Raw genomic sequence first — 20,630 nt, 5'->3', positions numbered from 1 at the left:
GTCGAAAGGCGACGGAGCCGGGGCGCGCGACGCTCCCGGCTCCCCGTGACTTGACAGTTGCGGGAGGGGCTCATTCCTGACGCACTCAAAGTGAACATGACACAGTCCCTCGCACGGTGCGGCCGGAGCCCGTGAACCCGATTCGAGGGAGTCCCATGAAGCGTGTCTTCGTGTTGTGTGTGTCGTTGTTCAGCATGACGTGGTGGGGCTGCGGTGGCGCCGCGTCCGAGGCGGACGGGGAGTTCGTCTCCACCGAGCCCGCGCAGGAAGCCTCCCAGGAGCTCGTCACCTGTCCGGGGGGCCTCCCCCAGTGCTCCACCTATGAGGGCCAGGGCTGCGTGCGCAGGGTGGACTGCTGCGATGGAGATTTCCTCCTCTGGTGCGCCTGCAACCCCCAGACGAAACGCTACCTCTGCCTGTAGACGTCGGCTCGCGAGCACTTCGCGGCACGTCACCCCTCACGCAAATACAAGCTCTCATGGGAAAACATGGAAACAACCCACAGGGGTCGCAGGCGGTTCCATGTCGTCCTTCCGCGGGAGTTCCCATGAAGCGCGCGTTCGTGATGCTGGTGGCAATCCTCGGTGTCTCGTTGATGGCCTGTGGTGGCGAGACGCTCGAGGTGCAAGTCGATGAAGGCCCGGCGGACATCGAGCTGGAGCAAAGCACCCAGGAGCTCGTCACCTGCAGGACGGACTGCCCGGGCGGGACGTTCATCTCCTGCACGGGGAACACCTGCAGCACCGTCGAAGGCAGGAGCGTGACGTGTGACGGGGTCAGGAAGCTCTGCCCGCCCGCGGTGTGTCCGGGCGACTATCGCTCCTGCGCGGCGATGAATGGACAGCCCTGCCGGAGCGGCACGCAGCCGTGCTGCCGTGGCGACGTCGCGGGCTCTTGTGCCTGCATCGCCGGCCGCTACAGCTGCTGAGCCACCCACCCCGTGAGGGGTTGCCCGGCGGGTCTGGTTGACAATTTCCAGACCTGCCTGCATTTTGTAAGGCGTGAGCTTCGTCAACGTCATCACGACCACCCGCACCACGACTCGCTACGGCGAGGTGTGGAGCGGTGCGCGTCGCGATGTGAGCTGACGACCGCACGGTTCCTCGCCCCGCCTTCACCGGCCGGGGCAACCGTGTGTTCGCTCAGCGCTCCGACCGGCAAGGCATTCCCAACCTTCCGTACCGGAGACGAAGCAATGCTCGACGAAAACGACCACCGCGCCCTCGGCCAACGCCTGGACCTCTTCCACCTGCAGGAGGAGGCCGCCGGAATGGTCTTCTGGCACCCCCGAGGCCTCTTGTTGTTCCGCCTGCTGGAGGAGCACATCCGCCAGCGCATGCAGCGCGAGGGCTACCTCGAAGTCCGTACGCCGCAGCTCTACGCGCAGCCCCTGTGGGAGCGCAGCGGCCACTGGGAGAACTTCCGCGAGAACATGTACCTGGTGGAGGACGGCGGGCGCGCGCTCGCGCTCAAGCCGGTGAGCTGCCCGGGCCACATCGAGCTCGTGCAGCGCATGTCCCTCAGCTACCGCGACCTGCCCCTGCGCCTGAGTGAGTTCGGACTGGTGCACCGCAGCGAGCCGGGTGGCGCGTTGCATGGCCTGTTCCGGCTGCGCCAGTTCACGCAGGACGACGGGCACATCTTCTGTGCCCCCGAACAGGTCGTGGAGGAAGTCGTGAACTTCGTGCGCTCGCTGCGCGAGTTCTATGCGGGCTTGGGCTTCCACGACGTCCAGGTGGCCTTCTCCGGGCGGCCCGCTTCCCGTGCGGGGAGCGACGCCGTCTGGGACCAGGCCGAGTCCTGGCTGGCGGACGCGGCGAAACAGGCGGGCCTGGAATGCAAAGACCAGCCGGGCCAGGGAGCCTTCTACGGCCCCAAGCTGGAGTTCGTCCTGAAAGACAGGCTGGGGCGCGAGTGGCAGTGCGGGACGATTCAACTCGACCTGGTCCTGCCCGAGCGCTTCGACCTGCGCTACCAGGACTCCCAAGGCATGCGGGTCCGTCCGGTGATGCTTCACCGCGCGCTCCTGGGGAGCCTGGAGCGGTTCATCGGCGTGCTGCTCGAGCACCACCAGGGCGCGCTGCCCGCGTGGCTCGCGCCCGAGCAGGTGGTGGTGGCGCCCGTGGGTGACGCCGCGCAGGAGTACGCGCGCGATGTCGCCTTCAGCCTGCGACGGGCGGGCTGCCGCGTCCGCGTGGACGCGCGAGCGGAGTCGCTGTCGCGCAAGGTGCTGGACTCGCACCAGGGAGGAGTGCCCTGGCTCGTGGTGGTGGGCGCGCGCGAGGTGCAGGCGAAGGGCCTGCGGCTGCGACAGCGGGATGGCGCCCAGCGGGACGTGTCGTGGGACGCGGGCCTCGCGGAGCTGGTGTCCGCGTGTGTCCCCGGCGCCCCTGCATGATGAAGCCCCGAGGGGCGCGTGGGAGTCCTCTCCTCGCGCCCCTCGGTTTTCGGACACGGCTACGCGTGTTGCAGGTGCTCCAGCACCGCGCCGGCGCGCAGCACCTCCGCGGGCACGGTGGCCAGGTCATCCAGGCTCAGGATGCCCAGCGGGCGACGGGCCTCGTCCACCACGACGAGCCGGCGCACCATCTTGTCCTCCATCATCTGCTCGGCCACGTCGAGCCCCGCGTCGGGTTCGCAGGTGATGAGGGCCGTGGTCATCACCTCGCGGACCTGTGTGGTGTTGGGGTCCTGGCCCAGGGCCGTGGAGCGCACGGTGATGTCGCGGTCCGTCAGCATGCCCACCAGTTGTCCGGCCTCGGTGACGGGCAGCGCGCCGATGTTGCATTCGCGCATCCGCAGGGCGGCGACTCGCAGCGGCTCGTCCGCCTCGATGGTCTCCACGTTCCGGGTCATCAGCTCGAAAATCCGCATGGCGCCTCCGCTGACGGGTTGAGGGTAGGACTGCGTCCTCAAGCATGGGGTCGACGGTGGCGTCCGACTGGGGAGCACCCGGGCCCGGCGGTGGGGCGGGCGGGCACGCGGCCGCCGTCATTCCAGGTTGGCCAGCGAGCGCGACGATTGGGCAGGATGCGCATCTGACTGAAGCTCCCGGGCGTGGACCCGGGCAAAGGAGCGTGACGGCATGGTCGACAAGCTCACCCTCAGCGATGCGCAGTGGCGCGAGCGCCTGACGCCCGAGGAGTACGACGTCCTGCGCAGGCACGGCACGGAGCGTCCGGGCTCGGGCTGCTTCCTGGGGACGAAGACGCCGGGCACCTATGTGTGCGCCGGCTGTGGCAACCCGCTGTTCAAATCGGGCACCAAGTTCGAGTCGGGCACCGGTTGGCCGTCCTTCACCCAGGCGGTGGGGCCGGACTCGGTGACGCAAATCGATGACCGCTCGTACGGGATGGTCCGCACCGAGGTGCGCTGTGCCCGCTGCGACGGCCACCTGGGGCACGTCTTCCCCGACGGCCCGCCGCCCACCGGCCTGCGATACTGCATGAACTCGGTGGCGATGAAGCACGTGCCCGAGGGCCAGCCGCTGGAGCTGGTCCGGGCGTAGCGACGCGGTACCGAGGCACCCCGGCTCGAGTCATCGAGCCGGGTCCATCCAGCAACGCATCAGCCCAGCCAGGCGCGCGCGTTGCGGAACATGCGCATCCACGGGCCGTCATCGCCCGTCCATTCGCGGGGCCGCCACGAGTGCTGCACCAGCCGGTGGACGCGCTCGGGGTGCGGCATCGTCACGGTGAAGCGGCCATCCCGCGTGGTGACACCCGAGATTCCGTGCGGCGAGCCGTTCGGGTTGGCCGGGTACGTCGCCGCCACCTGACCGTGGTTGTCCACCCAGCGCGTGGTGATGAAGCCCGAGCCGTTGACGCGCGCGGCCGCCGCGTCGTCAGCGAACTCCGCGCGGCCCTCGCCGTGCGCCACCGCGATGAGCATCCGGCTGCCCTCCATGCCCTGGTAGAACAGCGACGGCGTGCGGGAAATCTCCACCAGCCCCAGCCGCGCCTCGTACTGCTCCGAGGCGTTGCGCACGAAGCGCGGGAAGTGCTCCGCGCCGGGGATGATGTCCTTGAGCCCGGACATCATCTGGCAGCCGTTGCAGACTCCCAGGCCGAAGCTGTCCGGACGCGCGAAGAAGCCAGCGAACTCGTCGCGGGCGCGCGGGTTGAACAGGATGGACTTGGCCCAGCCGCCACCGGCGCCCAGCACGTCTCCGTAGGAGAAACCGCCGCACGCCAGCACGCCGTGGAAGTCCTTCAGCGACACGCGGCCCGCGAGGATGTCGCTCATGTGCACGTCCACCGCCAGGAAGCCCGCGCGGGTGAACGCCGCCGCCATCTCCTGCTGGCTGTTGACGCCCTGCTCTCGCAGCACCGCCACGCGAGGACGCGCGCCCTTGCCCACGAAGGGCGCGGCCACGTCCTTGGCCACGTCGAACGTCAGGAGCGGCGACAGGCCCGGGTTGGACGCGTCGCACTTGGCCGCGTACTCCTGCTCCGCGCACAGCGGGTTGTCGCGCAGCTTCTGCAGCTCGTAGCTGACGCGCGACCAGATGCGGCGCAGGTCCATGGTGCCCGCGGACAGGAGCACCTGGCCTGCGTGCCGGACCCGGACCTCCAGCTTCGACGTGGGCCGGCCCAGCTCGTGGCAGTGCACGCCCAGGCCGTGCTGCTCGAGCACCTCACACACGCGCGCCACGTCCCCGGCGCGCACCTGCATCACCGCGCCCAGCTCCTCGTTGAAGAGCGCCGCCACCGCGTCACTCCCCAGCTTCGAGAGGTCCACGTCCACGCCGCAGCGGCCCGCGAAGGCCATCTCGCACAGCGTGGCCCACAGGCCACCGTCGGAGCGGTCGTGATAGGCGAGCAGCCGCCCCTCGGAGCTCAGCGCCTGCACCGCGGAGAAGAAGCCGGCGAGCAGCGCGGGGTCCTCCACGTCGGGGACCTCGGGGCCCACCTGCGCGTGCGTCTGCGCGAGGATGGAGCCACCCAGCCGCTGCCGGCCACGCGCCAGGTCCACGAAGACCAGCCGCGTGTCCAGCTCCACGTCCACCAGCTGCGGCGTGAGCGACTTGCGCACGTCCAGCACCGGCGCGAAGGCCGAGATGATGAGCGACACCGGGGACGTCACGGTCTTCTTCTCGCCGCCGTCCTGCCACACCGTGCGCATGGACATGGAGTCCTTGCCCACGGGGATGGTGAGCCCCAGCGCCGGGCACAGCTCCATGCCCACCGCGTTCACCGCGGCGTAGAGCTGCGCGTCCTCACCGGGGCTGCCCGCCGCCGCCATCCAGTTCGCGGAGAGCTTCACGTCGGACAGCTTGCCGATGCGGGCCGCGGCGATGTTGGTGAGCGCCTCGCCCACCGCCATGCGCGCGGAGGCCGCCGCGTCCACCACGGCCAGCGGCGTGCGCTCGCCCATGGACATCGCCTCGCCCGTGGTGCTCGTCACCGAGGACAGCGTCACCGCGCAGTCCGCCACCGGCACCTGCCATGGACCGACCATCTGGTCTCTCGCCACCTGGCCCGACACCGAGCGGTCGCCGATGGTGATGAGGAACGACTTGTCCGCCACCGTCGGGTGGCTCAGCACGCGCTCGGCCAGGGACTTCAAGTCCGAGGGCAGCGACAGCGGAGCGTGCTCCACCGCGCGCGTCGTCGCGTCGCGGTGCATGCGCGGCGCCTTGCCGAACAGCACGTCCATCGGCAGGTCGATGGGCTGCGCGCCCAGCCGCTCGTCGGACAGCTTCAGCACCTGGGCCTGGGTCGCCTCGCCCAGCACGGAGAAAGGCGCGCGCTCGCGCTCGCAGAACGCGGTGAAGCGCGCCAGGTCCTCGGGCGCCACGCCCAGCACGTAGCGCTCCTGGGCCTCGTTGCACCAGATTTCGAGCGGCGACATGCCCGGCTCCGCGTTGGGCACCGCGCGCAGCTGGAGATTCCCGCCCAGCGCATTGTCGTGCGCCAGCTCCGGCAGCGCGTTGGACAGGCCGCCGGCGCCCACGTCGTGGATGGAGCGGATGGGGTTCTTCTCGCCCAGCGCGCAGCACTGGTCGATGACCTGCTGGCAGCGCCGCTCCATCTCCGCGTTGTCACGCTGCACGGAGGCGAAGTCGAGGTCCGCCGCGCTCGCGCCCTGCGCCATGGAGGACGCCGCGCCGCCGCCCAGGCCGATGAGCATGGCCGGACCGCCGAGGACGATGAGCTTGTCACCGGGCTGCAGCTGGCCCTTCTTCACGTGCTCGGCGCGGATGTTGCCCAGTCCGCCGGCGATCATGATGGGCTTGTGGTAGCCGCGCACCTCCACGCCCTCGGGCGTGGACACCTGCGCCTCGAAGCTGCGGAAGTAGCCCGCGAGGTTGGGACGGCCGAACTCGTTGTTGAACGCGGCCCCGCCCAGCGGACCGTCGATCATGATGTCCAACGCGGAGACGATGCGGTCCGGCTTGCCGTAGGGCTGCTCCCACGGCCGCTCGTGGCCGGGGATGCGCAGGTGGCTGACGGTGAAGCCCGTCAGGCCCGCCTTCGGCTTCGCGCCGCGACCGGTGGCGCCCTCGTCGCGAATCTCTCCGCCCGCGCCGGTGGCCGCGCCAGGGTACGGCGAAATCGCCGTCGGGTGATTGTGCGTCTCCACCTTCACCATGATGTGGGACGGCTCGCGCACCGTGCCCCACTCGCCCGTGTCCGCGTCCGGGAAGAAGCGGTCCACCGTGAAGCCCTCGATGACGGCCGCGTTGTCCTTGTAGGCGGACAGCACGCCTTCCTTGTGCTGGGCGTAGGTGTTCTTGATGGCCTGGAAGAGCGAGCGCTCCTGCGGCTTGCCGTCCAGCGTCCAGCTGGCGTTGAAGATCTTGTGCCGGCAGTGCTCGCTGTTGGCCTGCGCGAACATCATCAACTCGACGTCGGTGGGGTTGCGCGAAAGCTCCGTGAAGCGCGCCACCAGGTAGTCGATTTCATCGTCCGCGAGCGCCAGCCCCAGCTCACGGTTGGCGCGGTCCAACGCCCCTCGCCCGCCGCCCAGGATGTCCACCGTGGTGAGCGGCCGGGGCTCGTGCGTGGAGAACAGGACGGCCGCGTCCTCCATCCGCGTGAGCACCGCCTGCGTCATCCGGTCGTGCAGCACCGGCGCGAGCGCCTCCACCTGCTCGCGCTCCAGCGGACGTCCCTGGGGACCCGCCACGAAGTACGCGAGGCCGCGCTCCAGGCGGCGCACCTTCGCGCCCAGGCCGCAGTTGTGGACGATGTCCGTCGCCTTCGAGGACCAGGGCGAGATGGTGCCCGGACGCGGCACGACGAGCAGCAGGCTGCCCGCGCGCTCGCCCGAGGGGACCCTCGGGCCGTATTCGAGGAGCTGGCCGAGCATCGCCTGCTCGTCGCCAGACAGGGGCTCCGGGGCGTCGAGGAAGTGCACGTGCTCCGCGTAGACGGAGGACACGGATGGCACCTGCTCGCGGCACTGAGCGAGCAGCTTGGCGAGCCGGAATTCGGAGAGGACGGGAGCGCCGCGCAGGAAGTGCATGCTGGACATGGGAAAGGGTAGGCCCTGGGTAACAGCCGGGGCGTCCTTATCACCGTGTGTCGCGAGGGCGAGCACAGACTTCATGCCAGCCCGCTCGCTGCCCGGACGGACAGGGGGCACGGTGGGTGCCCCTCACACGTCAGCGCTGGCGCGGCACGTAGGAGAGCCGGAATTACCCGCCCTTGCCGGAAGCGGCGGGCACGGGCTTCGCCTCCTCCTGGGCCTTGCGCCACAGCGCGAGCAGCTCCGCTTCACGCTCCCGTGGCAGGCCCGCGCGCGGCTTGTCGCGGCGCTCCTGCGGCAGGCCCTTGAAGTACGCCAGCGTGTCGCGGACGGTGACGTCCACGGGGCGGAACTTGAGCCCGGCCTTCACCGCCTTCGCGTTGGAGCGCAGGTGCGTGCCCGCGCTGGCGCCGGTGGGCGGCATGTAGATGGGGAGCCTCACGTCGCCCGTCTCGCCCTGCTTCTCCAGGAACTCCGCGGGCACCCACGTCACCTTCGTGTCCTTGCCCGTCACCTTCCGACAGGTGTCGAGCATCGCGCCCATCGACCACGCCTCCGAGGGGCCCACCGCGTTGAAGACGCCGTTCACCTGGCCCTCGATGAGCAACACCAGCCACTCGGCCAGGTCGCGCACGTCGATGATTTGCAGCGGGTCCTTCGGCGTGCCGGGGGCCAGCATCTCCCCGCCCTGGTCGAAGCGCACCGGCCAGTACGTGAAGCGGTCCGAGCGGTCATCCGGCCCGACGATGTAGCCCGGACGGATGTTCGCCACGCGCCCCGGCAGCGCCGCCTCGGCGGCCTCCTCGCACGCGCGCTTGAGCCCGCCGTAGAACTCGTAGTCCTTGCCCATCGTCTCCACGTTGGGGTCCGCGAGCGTCGCGGTGGGGCCGCGCTCGTCCTCGCCCGCCGTCTTGTCGCTGGCGTAGGCGGAGACGCTGGAGATGAAGACATACTGTTTCACGTTCGGCGCCAGCAGCGCCGCCGACGCGCGGACCATGCGCGGGTAGTAACCCGACGTGTCCACCACCGCGTCCCACTTGCGGCCCTTCAGCGCCTTCAGGCCCTCGTCCTTGTCGGGGTCCCTGTCGCCGCGCAGCTTCTCCACGTCGGGGAAGAGCTCCGGGCGCGTCTTGCCGCGGTTGAAGAGTGTCAGCGAATGGCCTCGCACCCGCGCGGCCTCCACCACGGCGGGCCCGAGGAAGCCCGTGCCGCCCAGGATGAGGATGCGCTTCTTCGCCACCTTCTTCGGCGCGGCCAACGACTCGGGCCCGAGCGCGAGCAACGACGCACCCGTGGCGGAATACACCAGGAACTTCCTACGCGAGGTCTTCATGACAACGGCTCCAGGGGCCGTGGTGTGCTCGGGGGGACGCGCCGGACAACGCCAGCCCGTCTGTTTCATTCCCGAGCCCGCGTCGGGTCAGCGGTCTCCCAGCGCCACGCCCACGCCCAGTGTCCACACGAACCCATGGGTCCAGTCGCCGGTGAACGGCCGCAAGCCCTGGTAGCGCGCCTCCGCGCTCGCCACGAACAACGCGCCCAGCGCCGCCTGGGCCCGCAGGCCCACGGGCACCCCGAAGCGCGAGCCCCCCTCCCACGAGAACACGCCTGCCCCCAGCGAGGCCCGCACGTCCACGCCCACCGGGTACGTCGGCCGCCACGCCCACAAGGGCGGCGACGACAGCGACAGGCTGAAGCCTCCCGTCGCCATGGGACGACGTCCCAGCCCCACGCCGCGCATCCACTCGAAGGACCACCGCGACGCATACGGAAGCGGCAGCCCCGCGCGGAGCCCGGCGACAGGGGAATCGCCCCGCGCGTCTCGCGTCATCCCGCCCAGCAACTGGAAGGACAGCTCCGGCGCGGGGCTGTAGTCGCCGGTCGAAACCCAGACGGCGCCAGGCTCGGCGACCTCCTGGAAGCGCTCGGCCGCCCAGGTGAGGAATGACTGGGTATAGACAATCGCCGCGGCGGCCCGGTCCGCCATGAACACATCAAACACTTCCGCCGAGACACCGCGCGCCTGTCCAAAGACATTCCCAGACGCGCCGTAGACACCGAACGCACCCATCGACCCCGCGTCGGGCTCCACCCAGAACTCGCGCCAGGGGACTTGCGTCCCGTCCTCGGCGCGCAGCGATTGGGTGCGCACCACCTCCAGGGTCTCCCGCGCGAGCGCCAGCTGCGCGTCGGGCCCGGACATCGGCGTCACCTCGCGCGCGGGGAGCCGCTCCAGCACGTCGCGCAGGCCCCAGCCCTCGAAGCCGTCCGCGAAGCCATGGCTCACCGGCACCACGTGCGGCGGTGAGGCCACATCCTGGATGTGGTGCGCCAGATGTCCGGCCCTGTCCCACGCGCGCGCCAGGTCTCCCCCACGCGCCGCGTCCAGCGCCTCCGCCCACAGCTTGCGCACCCGCGCCGCCGAGCCGTCGCGCGGCCCCGAGTCCACCCTCCCCTCCGGCCGGAAGTAGTGGTGCCACCCCGTCCACTTCACATGGAGATTGAGGTCCTCCGCCGTCGCCCCGTGCAGCACCGCGTCACGGTGCTTCTCCAGGCCCGGCGACGCCTGGGCCGCCCGCTCGATGGCGACCCGCGTCAGGGCTTCGTGGTCCTTCACCCAGAAGGCCCCCGCCCCCATCGGCGCCAACAACACCGAGAGGACGGCGAGCCTGGGTGCCACGACACGTCCGCTCAGGCGGCCTCCGCCCGGGGCACGTCGAGCGTGTCCAGGTGGGCGCGCGCGATGTGCAGGTTGTCGTTGTCGAGCGGGTGGAACGACGGCCGCAGGTACTCCTTGAGCCCACGCCAGAGCACCCGCACCAGCACCGGGTCCTTCTGGTGCGCGCGCCGCAGCTCGCGCCAGATGCCACCCCACCCCAGCCCCGGCTCCTGCTTGAGCAGCGTGACGGTGGCCGCGAACCACAGGCCGTACAGCGCGATGATGCCCGCGAGCATCCCCGTCACGCGCAGGCCGTAGCCCGGCGCCACCTTGCGCAGCACGTCGAAGGCCACGGCCTTGTGCTCGATCTCCTCGGCGGCGTGCCACTCGATGAGCTGGCGCATCGCGGGGTGGCCGTCCGCGAACACGCCGAGCGTCAGCGTGTTCTCACCCATGATGGCCGTGTAGTGCTCCAGCGCGGCGGTGATGGCCAGCCGCAGGGACGGCGGGAAGGATTTGTCGATGAAGCCCCAGACGATGCGCTGGTACGCCTTCATGAAGCCGGTGATGACGTAACCCTGTGACTCCAGCAGCTCGATGTAGTCCTGGTGCTCGCGGGCGTGCTGGCCCTCCTGGGCGAAGAACGCCTTCACCTGCGCGCGCAGCTCCGGCGCGTCGGCCAGCGCGGGCAGGTAGTGGTTGACGCTGCGCACGAAGAAGCGCTCCCCCTGGGGGAAGAGCAGGTTGAGACCGTTCCACAGGTGCGTCGAGCCCAGGCCGTTGTGATGCCAGACCCGGGGGAAGGTGGCATCGAAGTGAAACTTCAGGTGCGGTCTCGGGATGATGCGACCGGGTTCGGGGGGATTGACCATGAGTGGGGGGATTCTCGTGCGCCGGCGGGGGACGGCGGGTCAGAAGGAAGGGGGCGTGACGGAACGCACCCTTCGGGGGAATTCGCGCTCGAGCTCGGTTCGGAAGGCGATGAGCCGCTCCCGGGCGGTGAAGGGACCGCTGCCAGCGATAGCGCCGAAGAAGCGCTTGCGCACGCCTTTGCGCGTCACGCAGAGCACCTCCGTGACGCACAGGGCCACCCCGCCACCCACGGCGGGCAGCGGCCGCATGGTGTTGAAGTGGATGGGCGTGTGCCGCTCCAGCGCGGCCTCGTCCTCCACCTCGAGGGTGATCTTCGACAGGAGCGCGTTGCCGCACAGCGCGGTGGCCACCTGCCGGAGTCCCGGCGTGTAGGCGAAGCCGTGCGTGGTGAGCGACGGCATCCACCAGGGCAGCGACGGCGAGTACAGCGTGGTGAAGATGTCCTCCAGCACGCCGCCCTCCGCGCGGGTGTGCTCGAGCAGGTGGGAGACCTGCGCGGGCGTCACCGGGCCCTCGCTCGTGAGGGACGGAATCACCGCGATGCGGATGCGCCTCCAGGGCCGGGGCACCGACGTGGGCCCGTCCGGCAACACCGGCACCAGCATCGTCGGATTGTCCGTGCGCAGCAGCCCCCCGTGAGAGCGCCCCAGCGCGCCCAGCACCGCGCACGCCAGGTTGCGGAAGTCGAGCTGCTCGGGCAGCGCCACGCGCAACAGCGGCGAGGGGTCCTCGGGGCCCGTGAGCCACTCGCCCCCATCGCCGCCCTGGGGCAGGCGGGGCAGCGCGGAGGCAATCGCCCGCGACACCTCCATCATCGCCGTGCCGTCCATCACCAGGTGGTCGAACGCCAGCTCCAGGGAGCCCGTGGTCCGCTCCACCCGCGCCCCCAGCCAGGCGCTGGTCGTCAGCAGGTGCGACGTCCAGGCGCTGTCGCCGTGGCCCGCGGCATCCACCACCACCTGGGGATGCAGCCCGTCGCGGCGCGCCTCGGAGAGCGAGCAGGGCGCGCGCGCCTCCAGCAGCGCCGCCACCGTGTCGGGCGTGAGCGACGCGTCCACCAGGGGGAGCCGGGCCACCCGGAAGCCGCCCCCGGGCACGGTGACGGCCACGGTGAGCACGCCGTCATCCGCGACGCGCTGACGGGCATCCAGGCCCATGCGCCCCAGCCCCGCCAGCCAGACATCCGTGGGCTGGTTGTGCCGACGTCCCCGCGTGCCCAGGTGCCAGCGGGCCACCTGGACCAGCAGCGCGGGCACCCACCCTCCGCCCCGGGTGTCGATGCCCAGCGGCTGCACCGTCATCATGATGCGGCGCGAGCGCGGCTCGGTGGAGAGGAAGCGCTCCCACGACGTCAGCTCCGGCACCACGTCCGACACCTGGCTCGCCGGGAAGGTGCGCTGCCAGCCGTCGCACGCCCCCACCAGCACGGACAGCGCCTGACGCGCCACCGGCACGAAGTGCGGGAACTTGTGCGCCATCGACTCCCGCACGCGCGAGCGGGTGTCCCCGGCACGGTGAACAGGGAACGAAGGAAAGGAACCAGAGCCGTCCATGGCACGTGTCCCGCGCAAGCGCACCGGTGAGGTGACCCACTGCATTGGCCGTGGAGTGTACCGGACACTTCCCGCCAACGGGATTCTGTTGCACGTCTTCATGTCGAGACACACCCCTCACTCGTACGGGTGGTGAAGGACTCACGCCCTCAGCCCCGTTTCATCGCGCGCAGGGAACCGCGAGCGGCACCTCACCGAGTCCCAGGTCGACACACGCACAGCGCGGGCCGCCCCCACGGTCTCCAGCCGGGCGCAGCGGGGCGGGACACTTCCACTCCCAGCGGCGCGAGGGCCTCGCCTCCGGACGCCGTCCCACGTCCTTGCCAAGGAGGCCCAGCAGCCGCCACGCCGCGCTCGCCAGGCCACGTGCGCGCGGTCCGTGACACATCCGTGAGCCGTCCCTGTCGCATCGCGCACGCGTGTCAGCCGCCCACCCCGAAGCCCACGACGCACGCCGCCGTGCGGTTTCCACGCAGACGACTCCTCCAAGCACTTGCATCAGAACGACAAGCGACACGCGCGCGTGACGCGCTCGCCCGCCGACCCCTCGGGAAACCCAAACAAAATCAAACTAGATTTCACCGACAAAACAACATTGAACGACAAAGTCGCTTTAACCAGACTCACACTGGCAGTCACACCCGCAATCGGTAGGATGGGTTCGTCCAGGAGGAAGCACCCCGTCTGGACAAGGGGGGGAATCCAGCCACACGGCACTTGAACCGGCTTCGGTGCCCGCACGGTGACGGGCGGGCGACCGAGACGCCAACACGCGGCTTGCGCGCCCATGGCACGCGGGCACGGGACGGGTGCGCCCTCTATTCCTCACGCCACGCAAAAGGAATCCAATCCATGAAGAAGCTTCTCGCTACCACCGCGGCCGCGGCGCTCTCGCTCACCGCGACGCAGGCGCTCGCGGCGCCGATGTCTCCGTCCGCCAAGCCGATGTCGCAGTATTTCTCCCCCACGGTGCAGGACGCGTTCACCCTGCTGGGGGACACGGACAACAACAACCTCGTCTATTACGTCCCGCGCCGCGGCGGCGTGGCCGTCCAGTCGCCCCAGACGACCAACCCCATCCCCCGCTTCCAGATCACCTCCTTCATCCCCATCTTCGGCTACTTCGCGGGCCTGGAGCTGGCGAACCTGGGTGGCTCGTTCTCCACCACCAGTGATCTGGGCGCGCTCAACCGGCTGTCCACGGAGGCCGCCGCGCTGGGCTTCCAGATCGCCCCGGCGCCGGCCAACCGCTCCACCACGCAGTTCGTGCTGTCCGGTTACGCGCCCCTCAACGGCCGCGTGGAAGTCGACTGTGACTTCGAAATCATGGTCGTCAACGGCCGTGAGGTGCGCGTCCCCGTGTGCTTCACGCACCTGGACCCGTCCCAGCCGTACGACATCAACACCAACGTGATGTACAAGTTCAACACGCTGCCCGCCGTCAGCGGCAGCGTCGTGGCGCAGGACATCGCCTTCCAGGCGACCACCCTGCCCGGCTGGACGCCGCAGCTGCGCGCGCTGATGGCCACCGGCGCCCAGTGGGACAACATCATGACGGCGCAGATCGACTGGGACATCAAGACGCACAACCTCACCCGTCAGGCGCGCTTCACGGTGAACTGGCGCTCGCTGTTCGAGCAGGCCAGCGCCTTCGCGGCCTTCCACCTGAGCTCCTGCGTGGACATCGAGGTTCGCGCCTTCTTCGAGCGCCTGGTGACGTGTTCCGCGGAGAACCAGTGCGGCGTCCGCATCGAGTACCTCGGCACCAACGGCCAGTGGGGCCCCACGGCGCCCAGTGACGCCAACTTCGTCAACGTCGTGAACGCCGTCCAGGCCCGCCTCCAGGACGAGCTGTTCAACGAGGTGCGCCGCTACACCACGCCGGTCAACGGCCAGGTCTCCAACCAGACCAACTCCATCTTCACCATGCGCGCCAACTACGAGAAGCTCATCCTGGAGCGCAACGAGGTCGTCTACCTCCAGTACAACCCGGGCCCCACGGACTTCACCGTCAAGACCAACCTCAACGTCACCTGCCTCATGGATGGCTTCGAGATGGGCCGCGTGAACTGGAACATGAACGACGCGGGCTGCCGCGCGCTGCTCGGCCAGCCGTAATCACACGTCGCGCTGATTTTCGATTTCGGGGCGGAGGCCACCTTCCTGGCGGCTTCCGCCCCCCCTTTCCATCCTCACCCCAGGCCCTGCACCCATGCGATTGCTCTCGCTCTGTCTCACGCTCGCCCTGTGTCTGGCGGCTGCTCCCGCCCAGGCCCAGACGGACACGCCCCCGCTCGACTACGCGCGCACCATTCGCGAGTCGGAGATGGTGTTCATCCCATACATGGGCATGAACCGCGGTCCCATCTTCTATACGCAGTACGCCCAGGTCGCGACGGACTCCGTGGCCACGGTGGGCGGCATGCGGCGGCTGTTCGTGAACCTGCACCCCACCGCCCATACGCTCAACCTGTACAACGGCTTCATCAGCCGTCACGGAGTCACGGACGCGCGCCTGTTGCCCACCATGCCCGCCACGGGCTGCCAGCCGACGCAGGCCATCATCGACCTGCTCCCCGGCATCCCCGCCAGCTACAAGCCCAAGGCGGTGGGCGGCAACTACCCGCTGGTGTGCGGCATCAGCGTCCACTTCCTGCCGGCGGACGAGGCCATGGTGCGCGCCCACATCGCCGCCAATCCGGTCATCACCCTGCGCGTCACCGTGCCGCTGTGCGCGCCCTCCAGCCCGCTGCTCAACGTCCCGGGCATCAACCAGGTGCTGGCGACGAACGGCGCGCTCCAGTCGCAGCCCAGCGGCGGCGTGACGGGCAACAGCTGGGATGTGCTCTTCGAGTCCGCGAAGCTCGCGCAGACCAATCCCTCGCTCTTCGTCACCCCGGATCCGCAGGTGGGTTGGGAGACGTATGTGAAGGCCTTCACGCTGGACCTCGCCGCCCAGACGGCGACGATGACGCCCGCGGTGGCCGGGAGCTCCTCGGCCATCTGCACGCCCGCGCCGCTGGCGCTCGAGCACGGCTGACGCCGCGCCCGGACACTCGAACCCTCACATCGGCAGCCGGGGGCGGACATGGCGTGGCCATGACGCTCCCGGCTCGGGAGCTTTTCATGAAGACACGATGGGTCTGGGTCCTGATGGGACTCGTGGGATGCATGGCGTGCTCGGACAAGGACGACCCCGACGAGGGCGAGACGCCCCAGCAACGCCGCGCCAGGCTTCAACGCTGCATCGTCACCCGGCTGCCACCGCCCACGGGCTCCGCGGAGCCCACGTGGTCCGTGTCCGGCCTCGCCCTGGTGGGCGCCTACCAGGCCTGTGAGTCGAGCGCGGAGGCCGCCACCGCCGCGGACTTCCGACAGGTCGTGCAAGGCCTGGCGCGATGGGAGGCGGAAGACCTCACGCGCGTGAGGCTCACCCCACCGGAGGAGGCCGCGCCGTGAGGCCCCTGGCCGCGCTCGTGCTGGTGCTGCTCGCGGGGATGGCGTCCGCGTCCGCGCGCGGCGTGGTGGCCCAGGAGTGCACCGGGTGCCACACGTCCCAGCGCACCGAGCCCCAGACGCGCTTCGCCAACGGCCTGGGCCGGTGGACCGACAGCCAGTGCTACGGCTGCCACGCCGAAATCAACGACGTGGCCCGGAAGCGACAGAAGCGGGAGGCAGATCCTCGCTACTTCGCGGTGCCGGTGCGCGAGGACAAGCTCGTCCACCTGGCCACCACGCCGCTGTCGTACATGAACGCGCCGGAGCGGCTCGAGGAGCCCGGACACGCGGTGCCGCGCATCTCCACGCGGGGCCTCGCGGCGTTCCTCAAGCGCCCGAGCACGCTCTCGCAGAAGGAGGGCAGCCGCGCGCCCCGGATGATGGCCTACCCCACCCTCCGCCCCAGTGACGTGCAGGACATCGCCGCGCTGCTGGCGGTGCGTCTGCCCGCGAAGGAGGCGCCGCTGGCGAGGCTGACGCCCCAGGAGCGCCCCGCCGCCGAGGCGCTGTGGAAGGCACGCTGCGCCGCGTGCCATACCGGCCCGCGTCCACTCTCCGGACGCGACGGCGTGTCGCTGGGCCTCTACACGCCCGAGTGGACCTACGAGTACTGCCGCGAGCCCTCGCCCCACGCGCGCGCGGACCGGCAGATGCCCGAGGTGCCGCTCACGTTGGACGAGGCGAAGCTGCTGCACCGTCTGTTCGACGAGCAGCGACGGGAGAAGGAGCGTGAGCTGGATGCACGCGTCACGGCCCTCGCGGTGAAGCAGGCCGCCGCGCCGGGCCCCGTGCCTCCGCCGATGCTCGCGTATCTCTGGGGGCCGTTCTTCCGGGACGCCACGTGCGTGCACTGCCACGCGACGAGCCCGCGCGCCGCCAGCGCCTTCACCGCGGACGCGCAGGGGCTGAAGACCTATCTGAAGAAGAAGTCCGGCGAGGAGTTCTGGCGGCGGTTGGAGACGCGCGCGCTGGAGGCCGAGCACGGCCTGGTGGCGGCCTCGCCCGGCATGCCCATGGCGGGCGTGGAGCTGCCCTCCGAGCTGAGGGCGCTCGTCGCCCGGTGGGTGGTGGACGGCTGCGAGGATACCGAAGGCAAGTCCTGGTGCCGTCGCTGACGGCCCTCCCGAGGAGGCTCGAACATGTTCTGGAACAGGTCTGCTGCGACGTCGAGGAGTCCGCTCTCAGGGTGCCTGCTGCTCGGCCTGTGGCTGCTGGCGGGCTGCGGCGAGTGGACGGCGCCACCCGAGCCGCCCCTGCGACAGGTCCTCGTGCCGCTCGCCGGCCGCGGCTCCGCGTCGCGCCTGTCGCTGGGGCAATACCACTCGGTGGGCGTGCACTCGGACGGCACCGTGTGGGCCTGGGGCTACAACCGTCAGGGACAGCTGGGCAACGGCCAGCTCACCGACAGCCCGACACCGGTGCAGGTGAGCCAGCTCACGGACGCGGTGGCGGTGGCCTCGGGTGACTACCACTCGCTGGCGCTGCGCTCGGACGGCACTGTCTGGGGATGGGGCGACAACTACTCCGGACAGCTCGGCACGGGGACGACCAGCGCGAGCGTGCAGCCGGTGCGGGTCCAGTCGCTGACGGGCGTGCTCGCGGTGGGCTCGGGCTTCTCGCACTCGGTGGCGTTGCGCTCGGACGGCACCGTCTGGGCCTGGGGTGACAACCGCTACAAGCAGGTCGGTCCCCACTCGGCGACGAGCAACTCGCTGCCCGTCCAGGTCCCCGGCCTGCGCGAGGTCATCGCCGTGGCGGCGGGCGGCAACACGTCGCTGGCGCTGCGCTCGGACGGCACCGTCTGGGCCTGGGGCGACAACCGCAGCGGGCAGCTCGGCGATGGCACGGTTACGACCCGCGGGCAGCCGGCCCAGGTGCTCGGCCTCACGGGCGTGGCGACGGTGTCCGCGGGCGCGTCGCACTGCGTGGCCTTGCGCTCGGACGGCACGGCGTGGGCCTGGGGACTCAACGCCACGGGGCAGCTGGGAGACGGCACGGTGACCAACCGCGCCACGCCCATCCAGGTGCCGCTGACGGAGGTGATGGCCGTGGTGGCCGGCAACTACCACTCGCTGGCGGTGCGCTCGGACGGCGCGGTGTGGGCCTGGGGTGACAACCGCTACCGGCAGCTCGGCAACGGGACGCTGACGAGCAGCCGGGTGCCCATCCTCGCGGGGCTCACGGGTGGCGTGACGCTGGTGGCGGGCTTCAAACACTCGCTGACGCTGCGCGCGGACGGCACCGTCTGGGCCTGGGGCGACAACGCGTTCGGCCAGCTGGGTGACAGCACCTTCCAGCCGCGCATGTCACCGGTGCGCGTGGGGACGACCAACACGCTGGGCAACCCGGGCGTCACGTCGGGCCAGTTGCACTCCGTCTACCTGGACGCATCCGGGAACATCTGGAGCTGGGGCGACAACGAGAGCGGCCAGCTGGGCAACGGCACGGGCGCGGACCGGCTGACCCCCGCGCGCATGGGGCTGTCGGGCGCGGTGGCGGTGGCGGCCGGCAACAAGCACTCCGTGGTGCTCAAGGGCGACACCACCGTGTGGGCCTGGGGCGTCAACAGCCGGGGTGAGGTGGGCGACGGCACCCGGCAGGACCGCTCGCAGCCGGTGCGCGTGGCGAATCTCACGGGGGTCACAGCCATCTCCGCCGGGGCGCTGCACTCGCTGGCGCTGCGCCTGGATGGCACCGTGTGGGCCTGGGGCTTCAATCGCTATGGCCAGTTGGGCGACGGCTCCACGGTGGACCGCGACGTGCCCGTGCAGGTGACGGGGCTCGCGGGCGTGACGGCCATCGCCGCCGGCCACAGCCACTCGATGGCGCTGCGCTCGGACGGCACCGTGTGGGCGTGGGGCTACAACTTCGACGGCCAGATTGGCAGCGGGACGAACGCCTGGCACATCGTCCCGGTGCAGGTGGTGGGGCTGACGGGCGTGACGGGCATCGTCGCGGGCGGCTACCACTCGCTGGCGCTGCGCTCGGACGGCACCGTGTGGTCCTGGGGCTACAACGGCTCGGGACAGTTGGGGAACAACTCCACGACGAACCTCAACGCGCCCGGCCCCGTGTCGAACCTCACGGGCGTGGTCTCCATCGCGGCGGGGAACTTCCACTCGCTGGCGCTGCGCTCCGACGGCACGGTGCGCGCGTGGGGGTTCAACTTCGATGGCCAGCTGGGCGACGGGCAGCTGGAGAACCGCCACGTGCCGGTGATGGTGGCGGGGATGAGCAACGCGGTGGCCATCATCGCGGGAGACCACCACTCCATGGCGCTGCGCTCGGACGGGACGGCGTGGGCGTGGGGCTACAACGGCGAGGGGCAGCTGGGCGACGGCACGCGGGATGACCGCCTCATCCCCACACAGGTGGAGATGTTCTGAGGCGCCACGCTTCACGGGACGGCCGTCAGGTCCCTTCCGCAGCACCCGACAAGGAGACACCCATGTTGCCTCGAAGACTGAACGGGCGGGCGCCTGGCGCGCTCGCGGCCAGCGGACTTGCCCTGGTGTTGCTGGGCGGCACCGAAGCGTGGTCCTTCACCGAGGAGCACGTCATCATCCTCATCGACCGCAGCGGCTCCATGCTCACGACACGCGCCTCGGGCCAGACGCGCTTCGTGGAGGCCGTGACGCGTGGACGCGACTTCGTGCAGACGCCCAACGTCCTGCCGCGCCGCTTCGCCGTGTGGACGTTCGAGGGGGCCACCTACCGCCGTGAGCAGGGCTTCATGGACGGGGCGTCGACGGTGACGACGCTGAACAACCTGGCCTCGGGCCTGGGGGCCACGCCGCTGGCGGTGGCCGTCTGTGATGCCGCGGACGAGCTGCTCCAGTTCGAGCCCGGCGTGGACGCACGCAAGGTGGTCCACCTCATCTCCGACGGGGAGGAGAACAGCACGCCCGAAGACTCGCTGTGCTACGGGCCGTCCAGCAACAAGCGCTACCCGGACCTGGAGGAGGGCTCGTGGCAGTGGAAGGTCCGCAACATGCTCAAGACGGGCGACCCGCTGCGCGACAGCCCGAATCCCTTCCAGCTCGTGTTCGACGCGGACGTCTTCTACAACCACCTCAACCTGTCGCCCTTCGCGGACCCGCTCGAGTCCCCCTTCCTCACCTTGCTCCGGGGGCTGTCGCGCGACTCGGGCGGTCAATACATGCCCATCGAGGACTCACGACCGCTTCCCATTCCGGGTGACACGGATGGCAACGGGTGCATCGACTCGAAGGACTACTACCTCATGCTCGCCAACTACGGGCTGAGAATCCCCCCCGGAGACCCCAAGGCCGACTTCAATGGAGACAAGGTCGTGGACTTCACTGACTACAGCATCGTCCTGGGCAATCTGGGCCGAGGCTGCACGAGTGGGCCACAGCCTTGGGTCCCCGTGAACGTGCGGCGAGAATGATCGACCCCGGCACGGACCCGGCACGAAACACATCGCCGGGTCCGCACCCCGAAGCTTCAGGTCAGAAGGTCACGTTGCATCGACCGCCCATTCCCCACTGCGCGATGACCATGGAGTAGTCGTTGTAGTCGACAATCAGGTCGCCGTTGATGTCGGCCCGCCT

16 protein-coding genes are annotated in these 20,630 nt (G+C 70.2%); 10 read left to right on the top strand and 6 right to left on the bottom strand.

What is annotated here, in order from left to right:
- Window positions 1-155 precede the first annotated feature (155 nt).
- The 3 genes from LXT21_RS16730 (at window position 156) to thrS (ending at window position 2,398) form a co-directional block, all read left to right on the top strand.
- Window positions 156-422, top strand: coding sequence for a hypothetical protein (locus tag LXT21_RS16730; protein WP_254039145.1), 267 nt, complete (start codon window positions 156-158; stop codon window positions 420-422).
- Window positions 423-547: 125 nt separating this feature from the next.
- Window positions 548-928 carry a hypothetical protein gene (locus LXT21_RS16725; RefSeq protein WP_254039144.1) on the top strand — a complete coding sequence of 127 codons (381 nt, stop codon included), beginning with the start codon at window positions 548-550 and terminating at the stop codon, window positions 926-928.
- 12 nt (window positions 929-940) lie between these two features.
- On the top strand, window positions 941-2,398 hold the full coding sequence (gene thrS / locus LXT21_RS16720; RefSeq protein ID WP_323394576.1) for a threonine--tRNA ligase: 1,458 nt from the start codon (window positions 941-943) through the stop codon (window positions 2,396-2,398).
- Window positions 2,399-2,457: 59 nt separating this feature from the next.
- On the opposite strand, the gene LXT21_RS16715 is transcribed toward thrS, so the two are convergent.
- Entirely contained in the window at window positions 2,458-2,874 is a 417-nt protein-coding gene (locus LXT21_RS16715; RefSeq protein ID WP_254039142.1) for a CBS domain-containing protein, read from the bottom strand.
- Window positions 2,875-3,085: 211 nt separating this feature from the next.
- On the opposite strand from LXT21_RS16715, the gene msrB reads away from it, so the two are divergent.
- On the top strand, window positions 3,086-3,508 hold the full coding sequence (gene msrB / locus LXT21_RS16710) for a peptide-methionine (R)-S-oxide reductase MsrB (protein ID WP_046712614.1): 423 nt from the start codon (window positions 3,086-3,088) through the stop codon (window positions 3,506-3,508).
- Window positions 3,509-3,567: 59 nt separating this feature from the next.
- On the opposite strand, the gene purL is transcribed toward msrB, so the two are convergent.
- The 5 genes from purL to LXT21_RS16685 all read right to left on the bottom strand — a co-directional run bounded on the left by purL (window position 3,568) and on the right by LXT21_RS16685 (window position 12,483).
- Window positions 3,568-7,479 (bottom strand): phosphoribosylformylglycinamidine synthase, encoded by a 3,912-nt coding sequence (purL, locus tag LXT21_RS16705; protein ID WP_254039141.1) that lies wholly within the window; start codon window positions 7,477-7,479, stop codon window positions 3,568-3,570.
- A gap of 163 nt (window positions 7,480-7,642) precedes the next feature.
- A complete protein-coding gene (locus LXT21_RS16700; RefSeq protein ID WP_254039140.1) occupies window positions 7,643-8,806 on the bottom strand; it encodes an NAD-dependent epimerase/dehydratase family protein in 1,164 nt (387 codons plus the stop codon).
- A gap of 87 nt (window positions 8,807-8,893) precedes the next feature.
- Window positions 8,894-10,153, bottom strand: a complete 1,260-nt coding sequence (locus tag LXT21_RS16695) for a phospholipase C/P1 nuclease family protein (RefSeq protein WP_254039139.1) — start codon at window positions 10,151-10,153, stop codon at window positions 8,894-8,896.
- An 11-nt stretch (window positions 10,154-10,164) separates the two neighbouring features.
- A complete protein-coding gene (locus LXT21_RS16690; RefSeq protein ID WP_254039138.1) occupies window positions 10,165-11,004 on the bottom strand; it encodes a metal-dependent hydrolase in 840 nt (279 codons plus the stop codon).
- Window positions 11,005-11,043: 39 nt separating this feature from the next.
- Window positions 11,044-12,483, bottom strand: a complete 1,440-nt coding sequence (locus LXT21_RS16685) for a hypothetical protein (RefSeq protein WP_254039137.1) — start codon at window positions 12,481-12,483, stop codon at window positions 11,044-11,046.
- A gap of 927 nt (window positions 12,484-13,410) precedes the next feature.
- Here LXT21_RS16685 and LXT21_RS16680 point away from each other — a divergent pair.
- The 6 genes from LXT21_RS16680 (at window position 13,411) to LXT21_RS16655 (ending at window position 20,467) form a co-directional block, all read left to right on the top strand.
- Window positions 13,411-14,676, top strand: coding sequence for a hypothetical protein (locus LXT21_RS16680; protein ID WP_254039136.1), 1,266 nt, complete (start codon window positions 13,411-13,413; stop codon window positions 14,674-14,676).
- A 94-nt stretch (window positions 14,677-14,770) separates the two neighbouring features.
- Window positions 14,771-15,598: a hypothetical protein gene (locus LXT21_RS16675; protein WP_254039135.1), complete on the top strand. Its 828-nt coding sequence runs from the start codon at window positions 14,771-14,773 to the stop codon at window positions 15,596-15,598.
- Window positions 15,599-15,684: 86 nt separating this feature from the next.
- The gene (locus tag LXT21_RS16670) at window positions 15,685-16,017 is read left to right on the top strand and encodes a hypothetical protein (RefSeq protein ID WP_254039134.1); all 333 of its coding nucleotides are present in this window, start codon (window positions 15,685-15,687) and stop codon (window positions 16,015-16,017) included.
- Entirely contained in the window at window positions 16,014-17,171 is a 1,158-nt protein-coding gene (locus tag LXT21_RS16665) for a hypothetical protein (protein ID WP_254039133.1), read from the top strand. The genes LXT21_RS16670 and LXT21_RS16665 overlap by 4 nt, the downstream gene beginning before the upstream one ends.
- 24 nt (window positions 17,172-17,195) lie before the next feature.
- Window positions 17,196-19,442: an RCC1 domain-containing protein gene (locus LXT21_RS16660; protein ID WP_254039132.1), complete on the top strand. Its 2,247-nt coding sequence runs from the start codon at window positions 17,196-17,198 to the stop codon at window positions 19,440-19,442.
- 62 nt (window positions 19,443-19,504) lie between these two features.
- On the top strand, window positions 19,505-20,467 hold the full coding sequence (locus LXT21_RS16655) for a VWA domain-containing protein (RefSeq protein ID WP_254039131.1): 963 nt from the start codon (window positions 19,505-19,507) through the stop codon (window positions 20,465-20,467).
- The last annotated feature ends 163 nt before the right edge of the window (window positions 20,468-20,630 follow it).

Source organism: Myxococcus guangdongensis, assembly GCF_024198255.1.
In the GTDB taxonomy this organism is placed as follows: domain Bacteria; phylum Myxococcota; class Myxococcia; order Myxococcales; family Myxococcaceae; genus Myxococcus; species Myxococcus guangdongensis.
Note: the sequence above shows the minus strand (reverse complement) of the source record. Positions and strands in the feature narration are given on the sequence as shown.

Coding starts and splice junctions, on each gene's coding strand:
- LXT21_RS16700 (WP_254039140.1), bottom strand. CDS start 8,806: ATGAAGACCTCGCGTAGGAAGTTCCTGGTGTATTCCGCCACGGGTGCG.
- LXT21_RS16725 (WP_254039144.1), top strand. CDS start 548: ATGAAGCGCGCGTTCGTGATGCTGGTGGCAATCCTCGGTGTCTCGTTG.
- purL (WP_254039141.1), bottom strand. CDS start 7,479: ATGTCCAGCATGCACTTCCTGCGCGGCGCTCCCGTCCTCTCCGAATTC.
- LXT21_RS16670 (WP_254039134.1), top strand. CDS start 15,685: ATGAAGACACGATGGGTCTGGGTCCTGATGGGACTCGTGGGATGCATG.
- LXT21_RS16690 (WP_254039138.1), bottom strand. CDS start 11,004: ATGGTCAATCCCCCCGAACCCGGTCGCATCATCCCGAGACCGCACCTG.
- LXT21_RS16655 (WP_254039131.1), top strand. CDS start 19,505: ATGTTGCCTCGAAGACTGAACGGGCGGGCGCCTGGCGCGCTCGCGGCC.
- LXT21_RS16685 (WP_254039137.1), bottom strand. CDS start 12,483: ATGGCGCACAAGTTCCCGCACTTCGTGCCGGTGGCGCGTCAGGCGCTG.
- LXT21_RS16730 (WP_254039145.1), top strand. CDS start 156: ATGAAGCGTGTCTTCGTGTTGTGTGTGTCGTTGTTCAGCATGACGTGG.
- LXT21_RS16715 (WP_254039142.1), bottom strand. CDS start 2,874: ATGCGGATTTTCGAGCTGATGACCCGGAACGTGGAGACCATCGAGGCG.
- LXT21_RS16660 (WP_254039132.1), top strand. CDS start 17,196: ATGTTCTGGAACAGGTCTGCTGCGACGTCGAGGAGTCCGCTCTCAGGG.
- LXT21_RS16680 (WP_254039136.1), top strand. CDS start 13,411: ATGAAGAAGCTTCTCGCTACCACCGCGGCCGCGGCGCTCTCGCTCACC.
- msrB (WP_046712614.1), top strand. CDS start 3,086: ATGGTCGACAAGCTCACCCTCAGCGATGCGCAGTGGCGCGAGCGCCTG.
- LXT21_RS16675 (WP_254039135.1), top strand. CDS start 14,771: ATGCGATTGCTCTCGCTCTGTCTCACGCTCGCCCTGTGTCTGGCGGCT.